Source organism: Candidatus Pelagibacter bacterium nBUS_29 (assembly GCF_051200905.1).
GTDB lineage: Bacteria > Pseudomonadota > Alphaproteobacteria > Pelagibacterales > Pelagibacteraceae > Pelagibacter.
Genome location: NZ_CP172843.1, coordinates 316360 through 334836 on the forward strand (window position 1 = coordinate 316360; position 18477 = coordinate 334836).

The 18477-nt window shown below is 32.1% G+C and carries 16 protein-coding genes; 11 read left to right on the plus strand and 5 right to left on the minus strand.

Features of this window, described 5'->3' with window-relative positions:
- Window positions 1-88: 88 nt before the first annotated feature.
- Window positions 89-439, minus strand: a complete 351-nt coding sequence (locus ACIJYA_RS01635; protein ID WP_435088743.1) for a hypothetical protein — start codon at window positions 437-439, stop codon at window positions 89-91.
- A 4-nt stretch (window positions 440-443) separates the two neighbouring features.
- Window positions 444-2771, minus strand: a complete 2328-nt coding sequence (locus ACIJYA_RS01640; RefSeq protein WP_435088744.1) for a DUF1989 domain-containing protein — start codon at window positions 2769-2771, stop codon at window positions 444-446.
- Between the two features lie 180 nt (window positions 2772-2951).
- On the opposite strand from ACIJYA_RS01640, the gene ACIJYA_RS01645 reads away from it, so the two are divergent.
- The 6 genes from ACIJYA_RS01645 (at window position 2952) to ACIJYA_RS01670 (ending at window position 8598) form a co-directional block, all read left to right on the plus strand.
- On the plus strand, window positions 2952-3857 hold the full coding sequence (locus tag ACIJYA_RS01645; protein WP_435089247.1) for an ABC transporter substrate-binding protein: 906 nt from the start codon (window positions 2952-2954) through the stop codon (window positions 3855-3857).
- A 101-nt stretch (window positions 3858-3958) separates the two neighbouring features.
- Complete coding sequence (locus tag ACIJYA_RS01650) at window positions 3959-4402, plus strand: hypothetical protein (RefSeq protein ID WP_435088745.1); 444 nt, start codon at window positions 3959-3961, stop codon at window positions 4400-4402.
- A 1-nt stretch (window position 4403) separates the two neighbouring features.
- On the plus strand, window positions 4404-4778 hold the full coding sequence (locus ACIJYA_RS01655; RefSeq protein WP_435088746.1) for an MORN repeat-containing protein: 375 nt from the start codon (window positions 4404-4406) through the stop codon (window positions 4776-4778).
- A gap of 2 nt (window positions 4779-4780) precedes the next feature.
- Window positions 4781-5335 carry a hypothetical protein gene (locus tag ACIJYA_RS01660; RefSeq protein WP_435088747.1) on the plus strand — a complete coding sequence of 185 codons (555 nt, stop codon included), beginning with the start codon at window positions 4781-4783 and terminating at the stop codon, window positions 5333-5335.
- Between the two features lie 74 nt (window positions 5336-5409).
- On the plus strand, window positions 5410-6441 hold the full coding sequence (locus tag ACIJYA_RS01665; protein ID WP_435088748.1) for a quaternary amine ABC transporter ATP-binding protein: 1032 nt from the start codon (window positions 5410-5412) through the stop codon (window positions 6439-6441).
- 3 nt (window positions 6442-6444) lie between these two features.
- Window positions 6445-8598 (plus strand): ABC transporter permease, encoded by a 2154-nt coding sequence (locus tag ACIJYA_RS01670; RefSeq protein ID WP_435088749.1) that lies wholly within the window; start codon window positions 6445-6447, stop codon window positions 8596-8598.
- Here ACIJYA_RS01670 and ACIJYA_RS01675 read toward each other — a convergent pair.
- A complete protein-coding gene (locus ACIJYA_RS01675) occupies window positions 8595-8969 on the minus strand; it encodes a cupin domain-containing protein (RefSeq protein WP_435088750.1) in 375 nt (124 codons plus the stop codon). The two genes, ACIJYA_RS01670 and ACIJYA_RS01675, sit on opposite strands and share 4 nt — an antisense overlap.
- A gap of 26 nt (window positions 8970-8995) precedes the next feature.
- Window positions 8996-10333, minus strand: coding sequence for an NAD(P)-binding domain-containing protein (locus tag ACIJYA_RS01680; RefSeq protein WP_435088751.1), 1338 nt, complete (start codon window positions 10331-10333; stop codon window positions 8996-8998).
- 145 nt (window positions 10334-10478) lie between these two features.
- Here ACIJYA_RS01680 and ACIJYA_RS01685 point away from each other — a divergent pair, with 145 nt between their 5' ends.
- A complete protein-coding gene (locus ACIJYA_RS01685) occupies window positions 10479-11507 on the plus strand; it encodes a glycerol-3-phosphate dehydrogenase (protein ID WP_435088752.1) in 1029 nt (342 codons plus the stop codon).
- A 5-nt stretch (window positions 11508-11512) separates the two neighbouring features.
- Here ACIJYA_RS01685 and ACIJYA_RS01690 read toward each other — a convergent pair whose 3' ends face one another.
- Window positions 11513-13198 carry a formate--tetrahydrofolate ligase gene (locus ACIJYA_RS01690; RefSeq protein ID WP_435088753.1) on the minus strand — a complete coding sequence of 562 codons (1686 nt, stop codon included), beginning with the start codon at window positions 13196-13198 and terminating at the stop codon, window positions 11513-11515.
- Window positions 13199-13325: 127 nt separating this feature from the next.
- Here ACIJYA_RS01690 and ACIJYA_RS01695 point away from each other — a divergent pair, with 127 nt between their 5' ends.
- Genes ACIJYA_RS01695 through ACIJYA_RS01710 form a run of 4 tightly spaced genes read left to right on the plus strand, consistent with a single transcriptional unit; the run spans window position 13326 to window position 18432 of the window.
- A complete protein-coding gene (locus ACIJYA_RS01695; RefSeq protein WP_435086620.1) occupies window positions 13326-14582 on the plus strand; it encodes a sarcosine oxidase subunit beta family protein in 1257 nt (418 codons plus the stop codon).
- Entirely contained in the window at window positions 14583-14852 is a 270-nt protein-coding gene (locus tag ACIJYA_RS01700; protein ID WP_435088754.1) for a sarcosine oxidase subunit delta, read from the plus strand.
- Window positions 14852-17848, plus strand: a complete 2997-nt coding sequence (locus tag ACIJYA_RS01705) for a sarcosine oxidase subunit alpha family protein (RefSeq protein ID WP_435088755.1) — start codon at window positions 14852-14854, stop codon at window positions 17846-17848. Before ACIJYA_RS01700 ends, ACIJYA_RS01705 begins: the two co-directional genes overlap by 1 nt.
- Window positions 17845-18432, plus strand: a complete 588-nt coding sequence (locus ACIJYA_RS01710; protein WP_435088756.1) for a sarcosine oxidase — start codon at window positions 17845-17847, stop codon at window positions 18430-18432. The genes ACIJYA_RS01705 and ACIJYA_RS01710 overlap by 4 nt, the downstream gene beginning before the upstream one ends.
- The last annotated feature ends 45 nt before the right edge of the window (window positions 18433-18477 follow it).

Here is an 18477-nt window from a genome sequence, read left to right on the forward strand (position 1 = left end):
TTTTGAAACAAGATATTAATATAATTTTTTATAGAACTAAAAATTATATATAAAAAATATATATTATGGATTATTTAAAAATAAATAGCTAATAGCTTATGTTTTTAAGTGTATCTAAATATTCATTAAACTCATTAATAAAAGAAGAGCTAGGTACAATATTTTTAATTCTCTGGTCAGTAGAAGTTTTTTCCAAATGAAAGAATCCTTTTTCACATGCCTCAGTAATTATAAGAGCTGATTTTGGTCGAGAAGTTTTAAATAATTTTGTTTTAAGTTCTTCGACTGAAAGTTTTTGTCCTTCTTTATGAGCAGACATGACTAATAACATCATATGATAATGTGAAGGAGATTTTCTAAAAAAATAGTTACTTGATGTATGGGATTGTTTCATTTGATCTTCCCAAAAGTTTAAAAGTGTTTTTTTAGTGGAAGCCATTTATCTAAGCTCTTACTCTTGATTTTGTTGGATCGTAGAATGGAAAAGCAATAACTTTGGCGCCAATTCTTTTTTGATGACCGTCTAGTTTCCCTATTTCAACTTCTGTTCCAATTTCAGAATATTTTACATCAATTCTACAAAGAGCAATATTCTTTCCAAGTTTTGGAGAAAGCATAGCACTAGTTATGACACCAATTTGTGCACGACCTATGTGAACACAGTCTCCGTGAACCGCTGGTTCGTGACCGACTAACTCTAGTCCTACTAATTTTTTTTGTGGGTTTGCTTTTCTTTTAATTAATTCTTCTTTGCCAATGAAATCATCTTCTTTTGTTTTAAGTGGAACGGTAAAACCAATTCCAGCTTCAAAAGGATCTGTTTGGTCATCAAATTCATATCCATAAAAAATTAGTCCAGCTTCTATACGAACCATGTCTAAAGCCTCTAAACCAAGCGGTGTGATATCAAATTCTTTTCCTGCTTCCCAAACTTTATCCCAAACTTCTGCAGCATCTTTAGGATGACACCAAATTTCATATCCAAGTTCACCAGTGTAACCCGTTCTAGAAATAACAATTGGAGTTCCAGTTTCATGTTCTATTCGCGCAATATTAAATCTAAACCACTCAAGTTCAGTTATTGATGGTTGAATTGGTGCTGTCCAAACAAATTTTTCTAAAATTTTTCTACTATTAGGTCCTTGAACAGCAATATTATGAATATGATCCGTAGCTGATTTGATCCAAACTTTATAATTTTTCTTTTTTGCTTGTTCTTTTAACCATTCTCCACTGTACTCATCTCCACCAATCCATCTAAAGTTATCCTGTCCAAATTTAAATAAAGTACCATCATCTAACATGCATCCATTTTCATAACACATAGCAGTGTAAACAACTTGTCCGACTGATAGTTTTTTAACATTTCTTGTTAAGGTATATTGCATAAGGTTTTCAGCATCTGGTCCTAAAATTTCAAATTTTCTTAATGGCGAAAGATCTGTTGCTATCGCACTTTCTCTACATGCGTTATATTCTTTTATCGTTCCAGAATTTGTAAAATTATTAGCTAGCCAAAAACCTTTATACTCAACAAAGTTTCTAGTTAGTTCAGATGTTTTTTTATGAAAACCTGTCTCTTGAGTAAGTTTTGGTTCAGCGTCTGTTTTCATTCTAAATGCAATTGCTTTTGAGTATTTTTCATTCTTTGCATAAGTTCTAACAAATATATCTGTAGGGTTCCAGCCATTTGCAGCATCAACATCACAAGGACAAGCGGATGAAACACATGTTAAATCTTTTAAAGCTCTGAACAAAACATAATCACCAGGTCTTGACCAAGGTTCATCAAATGTTGCAACATTATTTGCATCTATTGCTGTATTAAAAAAAAGATTTATAGCTGACCAACTTTTTCTAGCATTAACATCATATTTTTCTAATTCCTTATTAAAATTATCAGTACAATTAATATGACCCATGTAACCCAAATCTTCGTAGTATTTTGAAGTACAGGCTAGATTAAAAGTATCATGTCTTCCAACAGTATCTCTAACCACTTCAACCATTGCCTCATGATCACCATCATAGAATTTTGAAAATAAACCTGGACCAGGGTAAGCGCTACCCATAAAAGTTCTAGTTGCTTTATCATCAATAATACTTTCAACACCATCATTTAATTTATGAGTATCAAAAGCTAAAAAATCAGAGCATTGCCTTCCCCCTGTATCAATTATTTGAATATACTCCCCAGCTTTAACTTCATAAGTTTCTGCAGTTCTTCTTTTAACAAGTTGCTCAACTAATGGATCACTTAAAGGATCAGGTAAAATAAATTGCTCTTCTGTTTCTGAAAACTGGGCTTTATTTAAAAAGATTGTTAGATCAGTTGGTGGATTTTGTTCGTGAACATTGAGAGGATTACCAGGTGCTGCAATCAAAACAAAACATCTATCTTTTGCTAATAAAGTTATTTTTTCTCCCATTACACAATCTTCATTAAAAATAATTGAAGATTTAGCTTTATTTAATTCAAAGTTCTTTTTTTTGAATATTTTCGAAATTTTTTCATCATTAGCTATAGCTCTTTTTGAAAAATCTGCGTTTGAATTTTCTTTTAAATTTAATATTGATAAATCTGATTTCCCCTTGGAATTAAAAACAATTATTTCACAAACTTGTTTTCCTTCATCATTAATAATTTCGATTTTATCTTCTTGAGAAACTTCAATTACAGATAAACCACCACCCTTAACATAATATCTTTCAACTCCTGGTGGTAAAACTCTTAATCCAGGATTTTTGATATTATTGCTAGTTCCTAACATCTACAGTGCTTTTTTAATATTTTTTATTAACCATAATATAATCATAGGGGATTGACTATAAATTTAATAAGTGAGAACATACTTTATTAAACTTAATATTAAGGGAGATTGAATATGAAGAAGAATCAATTACCGATAATAATCGGTGCGGTAGTAATAGTTGTTGCCGCAATTTTTTTCATGCAAGGTGGAGACAAAACTGCCAAAAAAGGTGGTGATAGTGCTCAACCAATAATTATTGCTACTCATAACTGGTCAAGTCAAATTGTAATGGCTCATGTTATTGGTGGAATTTTTGAAAGCATGGGTAACAATGTAAGTTACGTAAATACAGATTCACAAGCTGTATACGAGTCAATTCGTATTGGTGATGTAACTCTAGCACACGAAGTATGGGAATCTGCTTTTGGTAAATCATTCACTACAGCACTAGACAAAGGTGGAATAGTTGATTGGGGTGATCACGAAGCAAGAACTCTTGAAGATATGGGATATCCTAACTGGGTTGCTGACAAAGGATTATGTCCAGGTCTACCAGATTGGACTGCTTTAAAGAATCCAGACTGTGCTGCAAACTTTGCAACACCGGATTCAGGTGGAAAAGGAAGAATGTTAGAAGGTCCACAAACTTGGCATGGAGATTTAATACCTCAGAGGGTTGATGCTCTTGGGTTAGGAGATCTTTGGACAGTTAAATTTGCTGGAAGTGCAGATGCACTTTGGGCAGAACTTAAGGCTGCTGAGAAAGAAGGAAGAGGAACTATAATATTCAACTGGACTCCAAACTTTACGGATGGAAAAGGTTTCACATTTATTGATTTTCCTCCATATTCTGCTGGTTGTAGACCAGAAGATGGTGGTGATGGAAAATGTGGATCTCCAGATGGTTATTTGAAAAAAGCTGTAAATGAGGATTTTCCTAATACTCATCCAGGTGCAGCTGCAGTTTTCAAAAAAATGTCATTTTCAACAAGTCACATCGGAGCAATGGCTGCTTTAGTTGACGAAGATAAAATGACACATGAAGATGCTGCAAAAAAATGGTTAGCAGACAATAAAAGTGTTTGGGAACCATTTACTAAATAAAGTATAAAAATAATTGCAAAATCTCCCCCAACAAATTTGGGGGGGATTTTTTTATGTAAGTAAATCTAGTGAAGTTTCAAATTATAAATTTTATTAAAAAAATGACGAAGTACTCTATTTATATATTTTTAAGCCTGTTTATTTTTAATTTATCCTTAGCAAAAAATATCGACATACAAGAAGATATTGAAATTGGTTATGTATGCGAGTTAGAAAAAAAAATACTTAAGAACTCAGAGTATAATTATAAAACTTTTTTAGCAAAAGATTTAAATGAAAAAAATTTAGATCAATTTAAGATTGATGCAAAGCAACCTGAAAAACTTTCGATTAATGGATTGTCAGTATTTCTCTCTGAAAATACAAAGTTTGATGTAAAGGTTGTTAATAAGGATATAGTTTTATTTAAAGCTTTTGATAATGACAAAAATTACTCCGAGTCTGGTATAATTAATAGAAAATCGGGTGAATTAGTTCATGAAATTACAAAAGATTTAAAAAGTGAAAATTTTGAAAAGGATATTTCTTTTTATATATGTAGCTAAAATGAAAAAATATATTTTTTATATAACTTTGAGTTTTTTAATCGCAACTTCAGCATCAGCTCGAAAAACAGGCTGTGAAGGAGACTGTGAAAATGGTTTTGGTAAATGGACTTATACAGACAAAACAACTTATGAAGGAAATTGGGTAGGAACACAAAAACATGGACAGGGTGTTGAAACTTGGCCCAATGGATACATTTATAAAGGTGAATTTAAGAATAGTGAATGGAGTGGTCAGGGAGTTTTAACTTTTCCAGATGGCTCTGTCTACGAAGGGGAATGGGCCAACGGCTTTATGAATGGAAGAGGTAAATTTATTTGGTCTGATGGAAAAGAAAAAGTAGGAATTTGGAAAAATGGCAAAATACAAGAATAATTATGATTGATAGATATTTGAATAAATTTAAAGGACTGCTGCCTGAGCCTATTCAACAATTTGGTGGTCTTGTTTTATTAACATTTATTGTAATTTTTTCTTTCGGTATTTTAAATATTTTTTTTGGTCAAGGTGAAGAACTGGTAGAAAAAATGAAAAAGGAAGAAGCAAGAATTGCTGAGGCAAACAAACTAAGCAAAATAATCTCCACACTACCATCTGGTATTTTAACTTTTTATGAAGGAAGTGATCATTACAAATTATCTAAAGAGCAATATGAAACAGTATGCAAAATAACAAAAATTATCCCCCAACGAGCTGTTATGGGTGCGAATTTAATAAATTTTAAAGCAAAGCAAATATATACTACCAATGGCAATCAAATAGCCAAAACATTTGTAAATTGGGACAAAGAAAACAGCAAGTGTATTGCTGGTTTTGTTTTAAGTGGAAGCATGAATGGTGAGGAAAAAGAGAAAATTACTGTTAGTGGAGAAGTTTTAAATTTTTTAAGCACAGGAATTGATACCAGAGTTTATTTTATTAAAAATTTTTAAAGGAGGAAAACAATAAATTGAAATAATATAAAAAGTGTATTTTATTTTTATTTCGTATAACTTATTAAAACAATATGACCAATACTGTTATCAAATGTGAGTCTGTTTACAAAATTTTTGGAGCAAATGCAGAAAAGATGCTTCAAGAAGCAAATGGAAACGTTGATGCAAAAACATTTCAAGAAAATGGATGTATAGTTGGAGTGAATAATGCTTCCTTTGAAGTTTCAAAAGGAGAAATGTTAGTTGTAATGGGTTTATCAGGCTCTGGAAAATCAACTTTATTAAGATGTATTTCAAGATTAACAGACGCAACAGGTGGAAAAATTTTTATAGAAGGTCAAGATTTACTTTCATTAAATAATAAAGAGCTAATAGATATTAGAAGAAATAAAATGGGGATGGTATTCCAAAGTTTCGCATTACTTCCACATAAAACAGTTTTAGAAAACATTGCATTTCCTCTTCAAATAAAAGGAATTGAAGATCAAGAAAGTATAAATAAAGCTATGGACATGGTTAAACTTGTTGGCCTTGATGGAAGGGAAAATTATTTTCCAAGAGAACTTTCTGGCGGGCAACAGCAAAGAGTAGGAATCGCTCGGTCTTTAGCTGTTGAACCTGATATTTGGTTTTTAGATGAACCGTTTTCAGCACTAGACCCATTAATTAGAAAAGAAATGCAAGATGAGTTTTTAAGGCTTCAAGAAAAATTACAAAAAACAATTATGTTTATTACTCATGATTTTGATGAAGCATTAAAGCTTGCCGATCGAATTGCAATTATGAAAGATGGAATAATAGAGCAGCTTGATACACCGGCAAATATTGTCTTAAATCCAGCAACTGAGTATGTCAGAAAATTTACCGAAGAAGTTCCTAGAGAAAAAGTATTAAAGATAGAAGACATTATGGATAAACCCCATAATGAAAATTTAAGTGAATTAAAAGTTTCAAAAGATGAAATAATTGAAAATGTTGCTGAAAAGATTTTAAACCAAGAAAGATCTGTTGGTGTAATAGATAAAAACAATCAAATTGTTGGAACTGTTCATCCTTCAAAAATAATTAATACTGTGTTTGGTGGAAAAAAAAATAATGATTAAAATATGGAATTATTAAAAAAATATCCAAAGTTATTTCAATGGCTATTTTTGTTGATTGTATTTTTTTCACTATGCTTTGCAATTGACGTCCCGGAAACTTACAAATTTATAAGAGGCCAAGCAGAATTTATTAAAGATCCAAATCAAAGTACCTACACACTGTTTGGTGCAGAAGTAAGATATTATGCATTTGATGTTTTTTGGAGATTACCACCTCTTTTGGGATGGTTGCCTATTTGGATAAATGACTCTTTATTTTTTTTGATGAATGAGTGGATGCCAATGGAGTTTTGGAATGAAAATACTCAATCGTACAAAACTAGGCCTTTAGTTCTTCAATTAACACGAAATATAACAGCGTTTATGACATTTCTAATTGAACTAATTAGAGAAGTTATATTAGGAGGAGTTCAAACAGTTGTAGCATTTACTAGTTGGGATTGGATAGGAGCAAATCCATGGGCAAAATTACCAGGTTTACCTTGGACCATTGTTGCAGCGGGAGCAGTAATACTTGGTTATAATTTGAGTGGAAAAGGCTTAGCTTTATTTGCTGGTATAGTCATGATTTATATTTCCATATTTGGCCAATGGAAACCATCAATGCAAACTCTCTCTTTTATATTGGTTGCAGCGCCACTATCTTTTATTTTTGGTTTGGGTCTAGGTATAGCGGCATTTAAAAGTAAACGAGTTGAAAAAGCTTTGTATCCAATACTTTTAGTTATGCAAACTATGCCTCAATATGCTGTATTAGTTCCTGCAATTGTTTTATTTGGTGTAGGCGATCATGCGGCTGTAATCATAACAATGGTTGTAGCAGTTCCACCAATGATATTATTAACTTTACTAGGCCTTAGAGGTATACCTCCTGAAGTTATTGAAGCTGGCAGAATGAGTGGATGCACAAATTCTCAACTCATGTTCAAAGTATTAATTCCAACTGCAAGAAGAGATATTTTAATAGGAGTAAACCAAGTGATTATGGTGTGTTTCTCTATGGCAGTTATTTCAGCTTTTATCGGTGCGAAAGGTTTAGGGTTTAATTTGTTACTTGCGCTAAACCAATTAAATATTGGATTAGCACTTGAGGCAGGTTTATGTATTAGTTTGATTGCAATATTATTGGATAAATTATCTTTAGCTTGGGCAAATAAACAAATCGATTATTTTGGTAATCTAACTTTTTTCGAGCAACACAAAAATAGTATTTTTTTTGGTGGTGCAGTATTAATTGGAATTATACTTGCTTTTGTGGGTTCTTTTTTCTTTAAAGAAGGTTTTAATTATCTATATGAAATTCCACACAATAAAGGAATATCAACAGCAGATTTTTGGAACAAAGGTGTTGATTGGGTTTGGGATACTTTCTTTCAAACTTTAAAAATATTTAATACCTGGTTAATTACAGAAGTTCTTCAGCCAATGAGAGCTTTATATTTAAGGATGCCAGCTGTTGCTACTTTAGTTTTAGTTATTGGTGCTGGTTATATAATTGGTGGAATACGTTCAGCTTTTGTAGTGGGTGGATTAACATTATTTATAGCACTTAGTCCTTGGTGGGATAGAGCTTTAGTAACCACTTATATGGCAACATTTGGTGTAATTATTTCTTGTGCTGTTGGCTTTACAGTTGGAACTTTATGTTTTCAAAACAAATATACTACTAATTTTATGCTGGGGGTTTGTGATATTTTTCAAACTTTTCCTTCATTTGTATATTTAATTCCGGTAATGATGCTTTTTGGTGTTACTGATACATCGGTATTAATCGCAGTAATCGTCTATGCAACGATACCTGCAACAAGGTACACAATTGAGGGATTAAGAAGTGTTCCAGCTTCATTGCATGATGCCGGCTCAATGTCAGGTGTAACGAAACTACAAAGATTGATGAAAATAGAATTTCCATTAGCTTTTCCTCATATGATGCTTGGTTTAAACCAAACAATTGTATTTGCTTTATTTATGGTAATTATTGGGGCATTTATTGGAACAGAGGATTTAGGACAATATATTTTAAAAGCCCTATCTGATAAAAAGGGTGCTGGAATAGGATTAACGCTTGGTGTTTGTGTAGCTTTTATAGGTTTGGTGTTTGATCATTTAATTCGAACGTGGGTAGATCAACGAAAAAAACACTTGGGCATCAGCTAGGATAAATACTCGACCTCAGAAAAACGATCTGTCGGAAAAATCCAATAAAATTCTAAAGTTTCTTTTCCGTTATTTTTTAAAGCATGTTTTGCATTCCCGGCTATATAAACTACATCACCTTTCTTAATTTCTTCTAGCTCACCAGACTTATTCAATGTTCCACTACCATTAGTCACCACATATATCTCTGCGGGCGAATGATAATGTAGAGTTAAATTTCCTCCTGGAGCTATTTCAGCAAAACCAAGAGAAAGTCCAGAACTTTCTGTATAGTCTGCATCTATTAAGAATTTCCATCTTACACCTGGATATTTCTCAGTTGTTTGCCATTTTTGATCAGAAATTGATTTAAGATTTTTTACAAACAACATATCTTTAAAATAATAGTGATAAAAAATTATTTTATGTAGGCCTTCATGGAATCATCTAACTCATCTAACCATTCTGTATGATGTAAAGGAGATTTTTTTCCAGTAATTAGAGATTTATAACTATTATTTCTAAAAGTCATAATATCTTCATGTTTATGATGCTCCCACTCCATAAAAGTTTTATTTACTCCCTCTATATCAAAATCAGGATAATCTGTAGCCTCAATAAGTTCTTTTGTATAATCACCTTGGAACCAAATCTTTTGCTCATCATCTTGTAACGAATCTTCTCTTTTTTTCCATTCAAGACTATTTTTTGTCATTTCATCTTTTGAAGGTAATGAAATTTTTCCAAGAATAAAATCTCTTGCATACCAAGCTTGAGCATCAAACATATTAAAAGTATAAAATTGATCCTGCATACCCAAATACATCATCTTAGGGTTAGATTCCCAAAATATTCCTTTATATAAATTAAGAGGCCATAATAAATTGCTGGTTTTTAATTTAAGCTCTTCTTCAAGAAAAGGAAAATGATGCAAATATCCAGTACATAAAATTATGGCATCCACCTTTTTTTTTGATCCATCTTTAAAGTGAACAGTGTTATCTGGATCAGCTTTTATTAACAAAGGTGCTTGAGTAATTTTATCAGGCCAATGATAATTCATTGGTGCAGTTCTGTGACTAATTATTATAGATTTGCATCCATATTTGTAACATTGAGATGCAATATCTTCTGAGGAATAACTTGTACCTACAATCAAAATATCTTTGTTTTTAAATTCTAATGCATCTCTAAAATCATGTGCGTGCATTACTCTTCCACCAAAAGTAGAAAGTCCTTCAAACTCAGGCACATTGGGAGTGCTAAAGTGTCCTGAAGCACACACAACATAATCAAATTCTTCGCTATAGGTTTCTTTTTTGACTAAATCTTCAACTGAAACAGTGAATAGCTTACTGTCTTTGTTGTAACTAACCCAACGAACAGAAGTTCTAAATCTTACTTGTTTTTTAAAATCTGATTTAGCAAGTCTGCCACGTATATAATCCAATATTACTTCTCTCGGAGGGTAAGATCCAATAGGCTTACCAAAATGTTCATCAAAAGAATAATCTGAAAATTCAAGACATTCTTTTGGTCCATTAGACCAAAGATATCTGTACATGCTGCAATGAACAGGCTCTCCGTATTCATCTGTTCCAGTTCTCCAACTATAGTTCCACAATCCTCCCCAATCTTCCTGTTTCTCAAAGCAAACTATTTCAGGAATTTTCCCACCTTTTTTTTGAGCAGATTCAAAAGCTCGTAGTTGAGCTAAACCAGAAGGGCCAGCACCGATTATTGCTACTTTAGTCATAAAAGATCTCCATTTAAAATTATTATATAATCTACTTTACTAACAAAATGTTAAAAATTACAATAAATATATCTTATTACAGTAATATTATTGATATAAATCAAATGAGTAAATCTTGTAAAAATAAAGCTTTAAACTTCAATTTATGAAAAAAATAATTATTATTGGTGCTGGTGCAATGGGGTCTGCTTTTGCGGTCCCATGTCTGGATAATAAAAATGATGTTACAATTGTTGGAACACATTTGGAAGACAACCTAATTAAAAGTATCAATTCTAACAACCATATCCACCCAGCACTAAAAACACAATTACCAAAAGAAATTAAATTTGAGCAATTTGAAAAATTACAAAATATTTTAAAACAAAATATTGATATTATAGTTTGTGGAGTAAGTTCAGTAGGTATTGAATGGTTTGTTCAACAAATTTCAAAAGATTATAAAAAGAAAATACCAATTGTATTATTGACTAAGGGTTTATCCATAGTAGACAATGAACTTTCTACACTTTCAGACAAAATTAAAAATCTTTTAGAAAGAGAAGGTCATTCTGAAATAAATATTTCAGCCATCAAAGGACCATGTTTAGCTGCAGGATTAGCAAATAAAATGAGAACAGGAACAGTTATTGCAAATAAAAACTTAAAAGAAAGTCAGTTCCTAAAAGAAACAATCTCAACTAACTATTACTCTACTGAAATCTCAGAAGATATAAATGGTGTTGAGTTATCAGGAGCAATAAAGAATATTTACTCAATGCTAATTGGAGCATCTGAAGGCTTGAGCAATCCCAAAGCATCAAAAGATATTCAGTCAAAATATTTTTTAAATACTGCAGCGTCTTTGATACATAGATCAATTTCTGAAATGGTAGAGTTTGTTTCTAATTATGGAGGTAAAGCAGAAACAGTTTATGGTTTAGCGGGTTTAGGAGACTTATATGTTAGTGCAATAGGAGGAAGAAATAGTTTGATGGGAAAGTATTTGGGTGAAGGACATCTGTATAATGATGCTAAAGAAAAATTTATGAAAGATATTACTGTAGAAGGTGCTCAATTAGCTTTAGAAATTGGACCAAAAATTTTACAAGATTTAAATCCTCAGCATTTCCCGCTAATGTTTAGTATGCTGCAAACTATTTGTGAAAATAAAAAATTACAAATTGACTGGTAAAAATTTTAAAATAGACCTTCTATTTCACCATCTTTATTAAGCTTGATTGAGTCAGCCGCAGGCACTCTTGGTAAACCTGGCATTGTCATAATAGCCCCACAAACAACAACTATAAATTCTGCACCAGAAGAAAGCCTTATTTCTCTAACTGGTAATGCGTGACCTGTTGGTGCACCTTTAAGACTAGGATCAGTTGAAAAACTATATTGAGTTTTTGCAATACAAATTGGTAATTCACCATAACCAGCTTCTTCAAAACTTTTAAGTTGATCTCTAATTTTTGTATCAGCGATAACTTCATCTGCTCTGTAAATCTCTTTTGCAATTGTCTCTATCTTTTTAAATAAAGGTGTTTTGCTCTCGTATAAAAACTTAAATTTAGCTTCATTTTTTTCACATAAATCAGCAACATGAGCTGCTAGTTCCTTTGTTCCTTCACCACCGTTTGCCCAGTGAGTACAAAGACTTGCCTTAACTCCCAATCCATCACAAAATTCAATTAAAGCTTTTACTTCATTATTAGTATCTTTAATAAAATGGTTAACTGCAACAGCAACAGGTAACCCAAATTTTTTTACATTTTCAATATGTCTTTCAAGATTAATCAATCCTTTTTTTAGAGCTTCTACATTTTCATTTTTCAGATCATCTTTGGCAACCCCACCATGCATTTTTAATGCTCTAATTGTTGCAACAATTACTACACAGCTCGGTTTAAGATTTGATTTTCTACATTTTATATCAAGAAATTTTTCTGCACCAAGATCAGCACCAAACCCTGCTTCAGTCACCACATAGTCAGCAAGCTTTAGTCCTGTTTTTGTAGCAATTACAGAGTTGCATCCATGAGCAATATTTGCAAATGGACCACCATGAATAATCGCAGGATTATTTTCTAAAGTTTGAGTTACGTTAGGTCTAATAGCATCTTTTAATAATACAGTCATCGGTCCTTGAGCTTTCAAATCTTTTGCATAAACAGGTTTTCTATCTCTCGTGTACGCTATTGTAATATTCCCTATTCTTTTTTCTAGATCTTCTAAATCATTTGATAAACAAAAGATCGCCATGATCTCTGATGCAACAGTTATATCAAATCCATCTTCCCGAGGAAATCCATTTGCGATACCACCTAAATTAATATTTATTTCTCTCAAAGAACGATCGTTCATATCCATCACTCTTTTCCAAACAATTCTTCTTACATCTATATCTAATTTATTTCCCCAATAGATATGATTATCGATTAAAGCAGATAATAAATTATGTGCAGAAGTTATTGCATGAAAGTCTCCAGTGAAATGTAAATTAATTTGTTCCATTGGAACCACTTGTGCGTATCCACCGCCAGCTGCTCCACCTTTCATACCAAATGAAGGGCCAAGACTTGGCTCTCTTAAACATACAATAGATTTTTTTCCAATTTTATTTAGACCATCGTTAAGTCCAACTGAAGTAGTGGTCTTACCTTCACCTGCTGGAGTAGGAGTGATTGCGGTAACTAAAATTAATTTTCCGTCTGGTTTATCTTTTAAGGTATCTAAATATTCTAAATTAATTTTTGCAATGTGTCTGCCCATTGGACTGAAAGCAGCACTTTCGTCAGGTACATTTATTTTCGCTAGAATATCATTTATAGGTTGCATTTTAGCTTCTCTAGCTATTTGAATATCTGACTTAACTTCGCTCATATAGAATCCTACAAGTTATAAATTTCTTTGATGACTTCTTACCCCTTTTTGACATCTTTGGAAACTTCTAAAAAATATATATAAAAAAAATAAGAACTATTTATATTCATTGAGATAAAAATATCTGATGCAAAAATATTCAATTTTCAATCTAATTAAAAATGCTTTTTCTGGGCACCAAAACTGGGATTTGGCATGGAAAGATCCAACACCTAAGAAAGAATATGATGTTGTAATCATTGGAGGTGGTGGTCATGGTTTAGCGACTGCATATTATTTAGCAAAAGAACACAACATTACTAATGTTGCAATCATTGAAAAGGGTTGGATTGGTGGTGGAAATGTTGGCCGTAATACTACAATTATTAGATCAAATTATATGCATGATGATAATGCGCTTTTTAGTGAATTTGGAATGGATCTATGGAGAAAGATGAGCCAAGATTTAAACTACAACGTAATGTTTTCACCAAGAGGAATTATTAATCTTGCTCACTCAGATGCCCAAATGAATGTTTATGCGAGAAGAGGAAATTCAATGAGACTGAATGGAATAGATGCAGTTTTATTAAATAGAGAGCAAGTTAAAGAAATTATTCCAATGGCAGATTTTTCTGAAAATGTGAGGTTTCCAATTTTTGGGGGATTGATGCAACCAAGTGCTGGAACAGCAAGACATGATGCTGTTGCTTGGGGGTATGCAAGACAAGCAGACTCAATGGGAGTTGATATAATTCAAAATTGTGAGGTAACAGGATTTGACGTTGTTGGCGGGAAGATTAATGGAGTAAGAACTTCAAGAGGTGACATCAAGGTTAAGAAAATCGGATTATGCGTTGCTGGAAGTACAAATATTTTAGCAGAGAAATTAAATATGACATTACCTGTAGAAACTCATTTACTTCAAGCTTGTGTTTCAGAGCCTGTAAAACCAATTTTAGATAGAGTAGTTACTTTTGGAGCTGGACACTTTTATATTAGTCAATCTGACAAAGGTGAAATGGTAATGGGTGGGGATCTTGATGGATATAATAGTTATGCACAAAGAGGTAACCTGCCAACTTTACAACATGTGTTAACAGAAGGAATAGCAATGATGCCGTTCTTAAGTAAATTAAAAATGTTGAGAACTTGGGGTGGAATAATGGATATGTCTATGGATGGTTCTCCAATAATTGATAAAACACATATTGAAGGTTTATATTTAAATTGTGGTTGGTGCTACGGTGGATTTAAAGCAACTCCTGCATCGGGTTGGACATTCGCTCATACAATTGCTCAAGACAGGGTTCATAAATTAAATGCTGGTTATAGTTTAAATAGATTTAACACAGGTCACTTACTTGATGAAAAAGGACTTGGAACAAAAACTTGGATTTCATAAATGCTTCATATTAAATGTCCACACTGTGGAATGAGATCACAAAATGAATTTTCTTATGGTGGTGATGCAACTGTTAAAAGACCAGAACTTAATAAAGAGGTAACAGATCAAGATTGGGATAACTTTGTCTATAATAGAAAAAGTTTAAGGGGAAAACATTTAGAGTTATGGCAACATTTATCAGGGTGCAGACAATGGATAAAAGTTGAAAGAGACACTGCAACTCATGAAATATTTAGAACACTAAAAGCTAATGAGGATAATTTATAATGGATCAAAGTTATCGATTATCAGATGTTGGTTTAATAAATAGAGATAAGAAATTATCTTTTAAGTTTAATGGTAAAACTTATTATGGTTATGAGGGAGACACTTTAGCCTCAGCTTTAATAGCTAATGGTGTTCATTTAATCGGTAGAAGCTTTAAATACCATAGACCAAGAGGTTTTTTTGGTGCAGGAGTTGATGAACCTTATGCAATTGTTCAATTATATAGAAATGGTGAAACTGAACCTAATATTAAAGCCACAGAACAAGAGCTTTTTGAAGGGTTAGAGGCAACAAGTGTAAATTGCTGGCCAAGTGTAAACTTTGATATTGGAGCAATAAATAATTTCTTTAAAATATTTTTACCTGCTGGGTTTTATTACAAAACTTTTATGTGGCCAAAAAGCTTTTGGTACAAAGTTTATGAACCATTTATTAGGAAAGCAGCAGGTCTTGGTGTTGCATCTACTAAACATGATAAAGAGAGATATGAACATAAATATGAATATTGTGATTTATTAATAGCTGGTTCAGGCCCATCAGGTTTAGCGAGTGCATACGCTGCAGCAAAAAATGGAGCAAGAGTTATTTTAGCTGAAGATAAAGCTAGACATGGAGGAACTTTATTAACTAGTGATGCTAATATAGGAAATCAATCAGGCAAAGAGTGGGCTGATGGAATAATTTCAGAACTTAAAGAAATGCCTAACGTTGTTGTTAAAAACAGATCACAGGTTTTTGGATATTATGATCATAACATGCTGGTAATGTCTGAAAGAATTAGTGATCACCTTCCACAGACAAAAAAATACCATCCAAAACAAAGACTTTGGTACATTAGAGCAAAAGAGGTTTTAATTTCTTCAGGATCAATTGAAAGACCAATTGTTTTTGGAAACAATGATACACCAGGAGTAATGCTTTCATCAGCAGCAAAAGAATACCTTAAAGTTTATGGAGTATTAGTCGGAAGAAATCCTTTAATATTTACGAATAACGATAGTGGTTATGAAACTGCAATTGAATTTAAAAAAAATGGTGTTGAACCAATTATTTTAGATACAAGAAAAGATCCTCAATCGGAAGTAGTCAATGAAGCAAAAAATTTAGGAATTAATATTAAGTTTTCTTATGTGGTAGTCGCCGCTCAAGGTTATAAAAAAGTAAAATCAGCAGATATTGCAAAAATTTCAGATGATAAAGAGCAGCTTGGTATGGTAGAAAATATTAAATGTGATTGTATATGTGTTTCAGGTTTTTGGACACCAACAATTCATTTAGCTTCACAATCTGGAAATAAAACAAAATTCAATGAAGATATTGATGCATTTGTTCCAGGAACATCAAAACAAAACGAAACAACTTTAGGCGCAGCAAATGGAACTTATACTTTAGAGGAAACTTTGAAAAGTTCTTTTGAAACTGGTCATGAGTTATCAAAAAAAATTACTAACAATAATAATGAAATTTCATTTCCAAATGTAGTCGAAAAAAAATCAACAACTCACGACAAGTTTTGGTGTGTGCCATTACCTGAGGGAAAAAATTATAAAAGATTTTTAGATTTTCAAAATGATGTTGCGGTTTCTGATGTAGAGATAGCGCTTAAAGAGGGTTATCGATCAATTGAACATGTAAAAAGATATACAACGCTTGGTATGGCAACTGACCAAGGCAAGACGAGTAATTTAAATGGCTTACAATTAGTATCAAATATTGAAAATAAAGTAGTACCAAATGTTGGTCACACTACTTTTAGACCTCCATATACGCCAGTTTCTATAGGAGCAATTGTTGGAAGAGAGGTTGGTAAACACTCAAAACCAACACGAAAATCACCAATGCACTCTTGGCATGAAAAAAACAATGCAGTTTTTGTTGATGCAGGTGTGTGGTTGAGACCTAGATACTATAAGCAGGGAAATGAAAATTTATTTGAGGGATCAAAAAGGGAAGCAAAAAATGTAAGAGCAAATGTAGGAGTTTGTGATGTAACTACATTAGGTAAAATAGATATTAAAGGACCAGATGCAGCAGAACTTTTAAATAGAGTTTATACAAATGCATGGTTAAAGTTACCAGTTGGTAAAGCAAGATATGGCGTGATGTTAAGAGAAGATGGGATTGTTATGGACGATGGAACAACTACAAGAATTTCAGAAAATCATTATCATATGACAACTACTACCGCGCAAGCTGCAAACGTTCTTTCACATTTAGAATATTATTTGCAACTAGTGTGGCCAGAATTAAATGTTAATGTAGTTTCAACTACAGAGCAATGGGCAGGAGCTGCAGTTGCTGGACCTAAATCTAGAGATTTATTACAAAAACTATTTCCAAATTCCGATGTGTCAAATGAAGGATTACCTTTTATGGGTTACATGGAGGGAGATTTGTTTGGAGTTAAGGCTAGAATTTTTAGAATTTCATTTTCTGGTGAGCTTGCATATGAAGTAAATGTTGAGTCTGATAACGGAAACTTTATGTGGAAAAAAATTATGGAAGTTGGTCAACAATTTAAAATTCAACCATATGGAACAGAGGCATTATCAACTCTTAGAATTGAAATGGGACACGTTGCAGGATCTGAGCTTGATGGAAGAACAATACCTTATGATAATTCTCTAGAAGGATTATTAAGTAAAAAGAAAGATTTTATAGGTAAAAGATCTTTAACTAGAGAAGCATTTGTAGCTGAAGATAGACAAAAAGTTGTTGGTGTTGTTCCATTAGATAAAAAAACAAGTATTCCCGAAGGATCGCATTTAGTTAAAGATTCAAATGCACCACTACCAAATCCAAAATTAGGTTATATTTCAGCTTCTTGTTGGAGTGTAGAACATGATAATCCATTTTCTTTAGCAATACTAAAAGATGGAAAAAACATGATTGGTGAAAAATTATTTGTAATGTCTCCAGTTAAAAATAAAGTAATTCCAGTAGAGATAGTTTCTTCGCACTATGTTGATCCAAAAGGGGAGAGGGTTAGATCATGAGTTTAATATCAGCTTTAGCAAATGTTCATGTAACAGGTCAATTTGGTGATCATGAAGGTAAAAATGAAGATAATCTTATAAAAATTTCTGAGATAAAGAATTTATTAATAGTTCAAATAGTTCAGTATAAAAGTTCTACAGTTTCAATTGAAAGTGTTGATATTGATGGTTTAAAATTAAAAGATGAGCCATTAAATGTATCAAATAATAATGATACAAGAATTTTATGGAATGGACCAAAAAATTGGCTTTTAGTTTCAACAAAAAAAGATTTACTTAAAAATATTTCACAAAATTTAAATGAAACAGATTTTGCGGTAACTGATTTATCTCACTCAAAAGCGATAATTGAAATAGAAGGTCAGGATGCTAAAGAAGTTTTAAAGAAAGGCTGTCCTTTTAATTTTAATACTTTAGAAAAAAATAATTCAATAAATTCTACTTATAATGGAATAGCTTTCACGGTTGATATGCTAGACGACAATTCAGATAAAGTAAGATTGTTTGCTCTCAGAAGTTTTGGTGAATCTTTGTATCACTCTATTACAGATGCTTCTTTAGAATTTGGCTTTAAATCTTTGTAAGACAAAAAGCTTTATTTTACATCAAATTTATTCAACTATTTGACC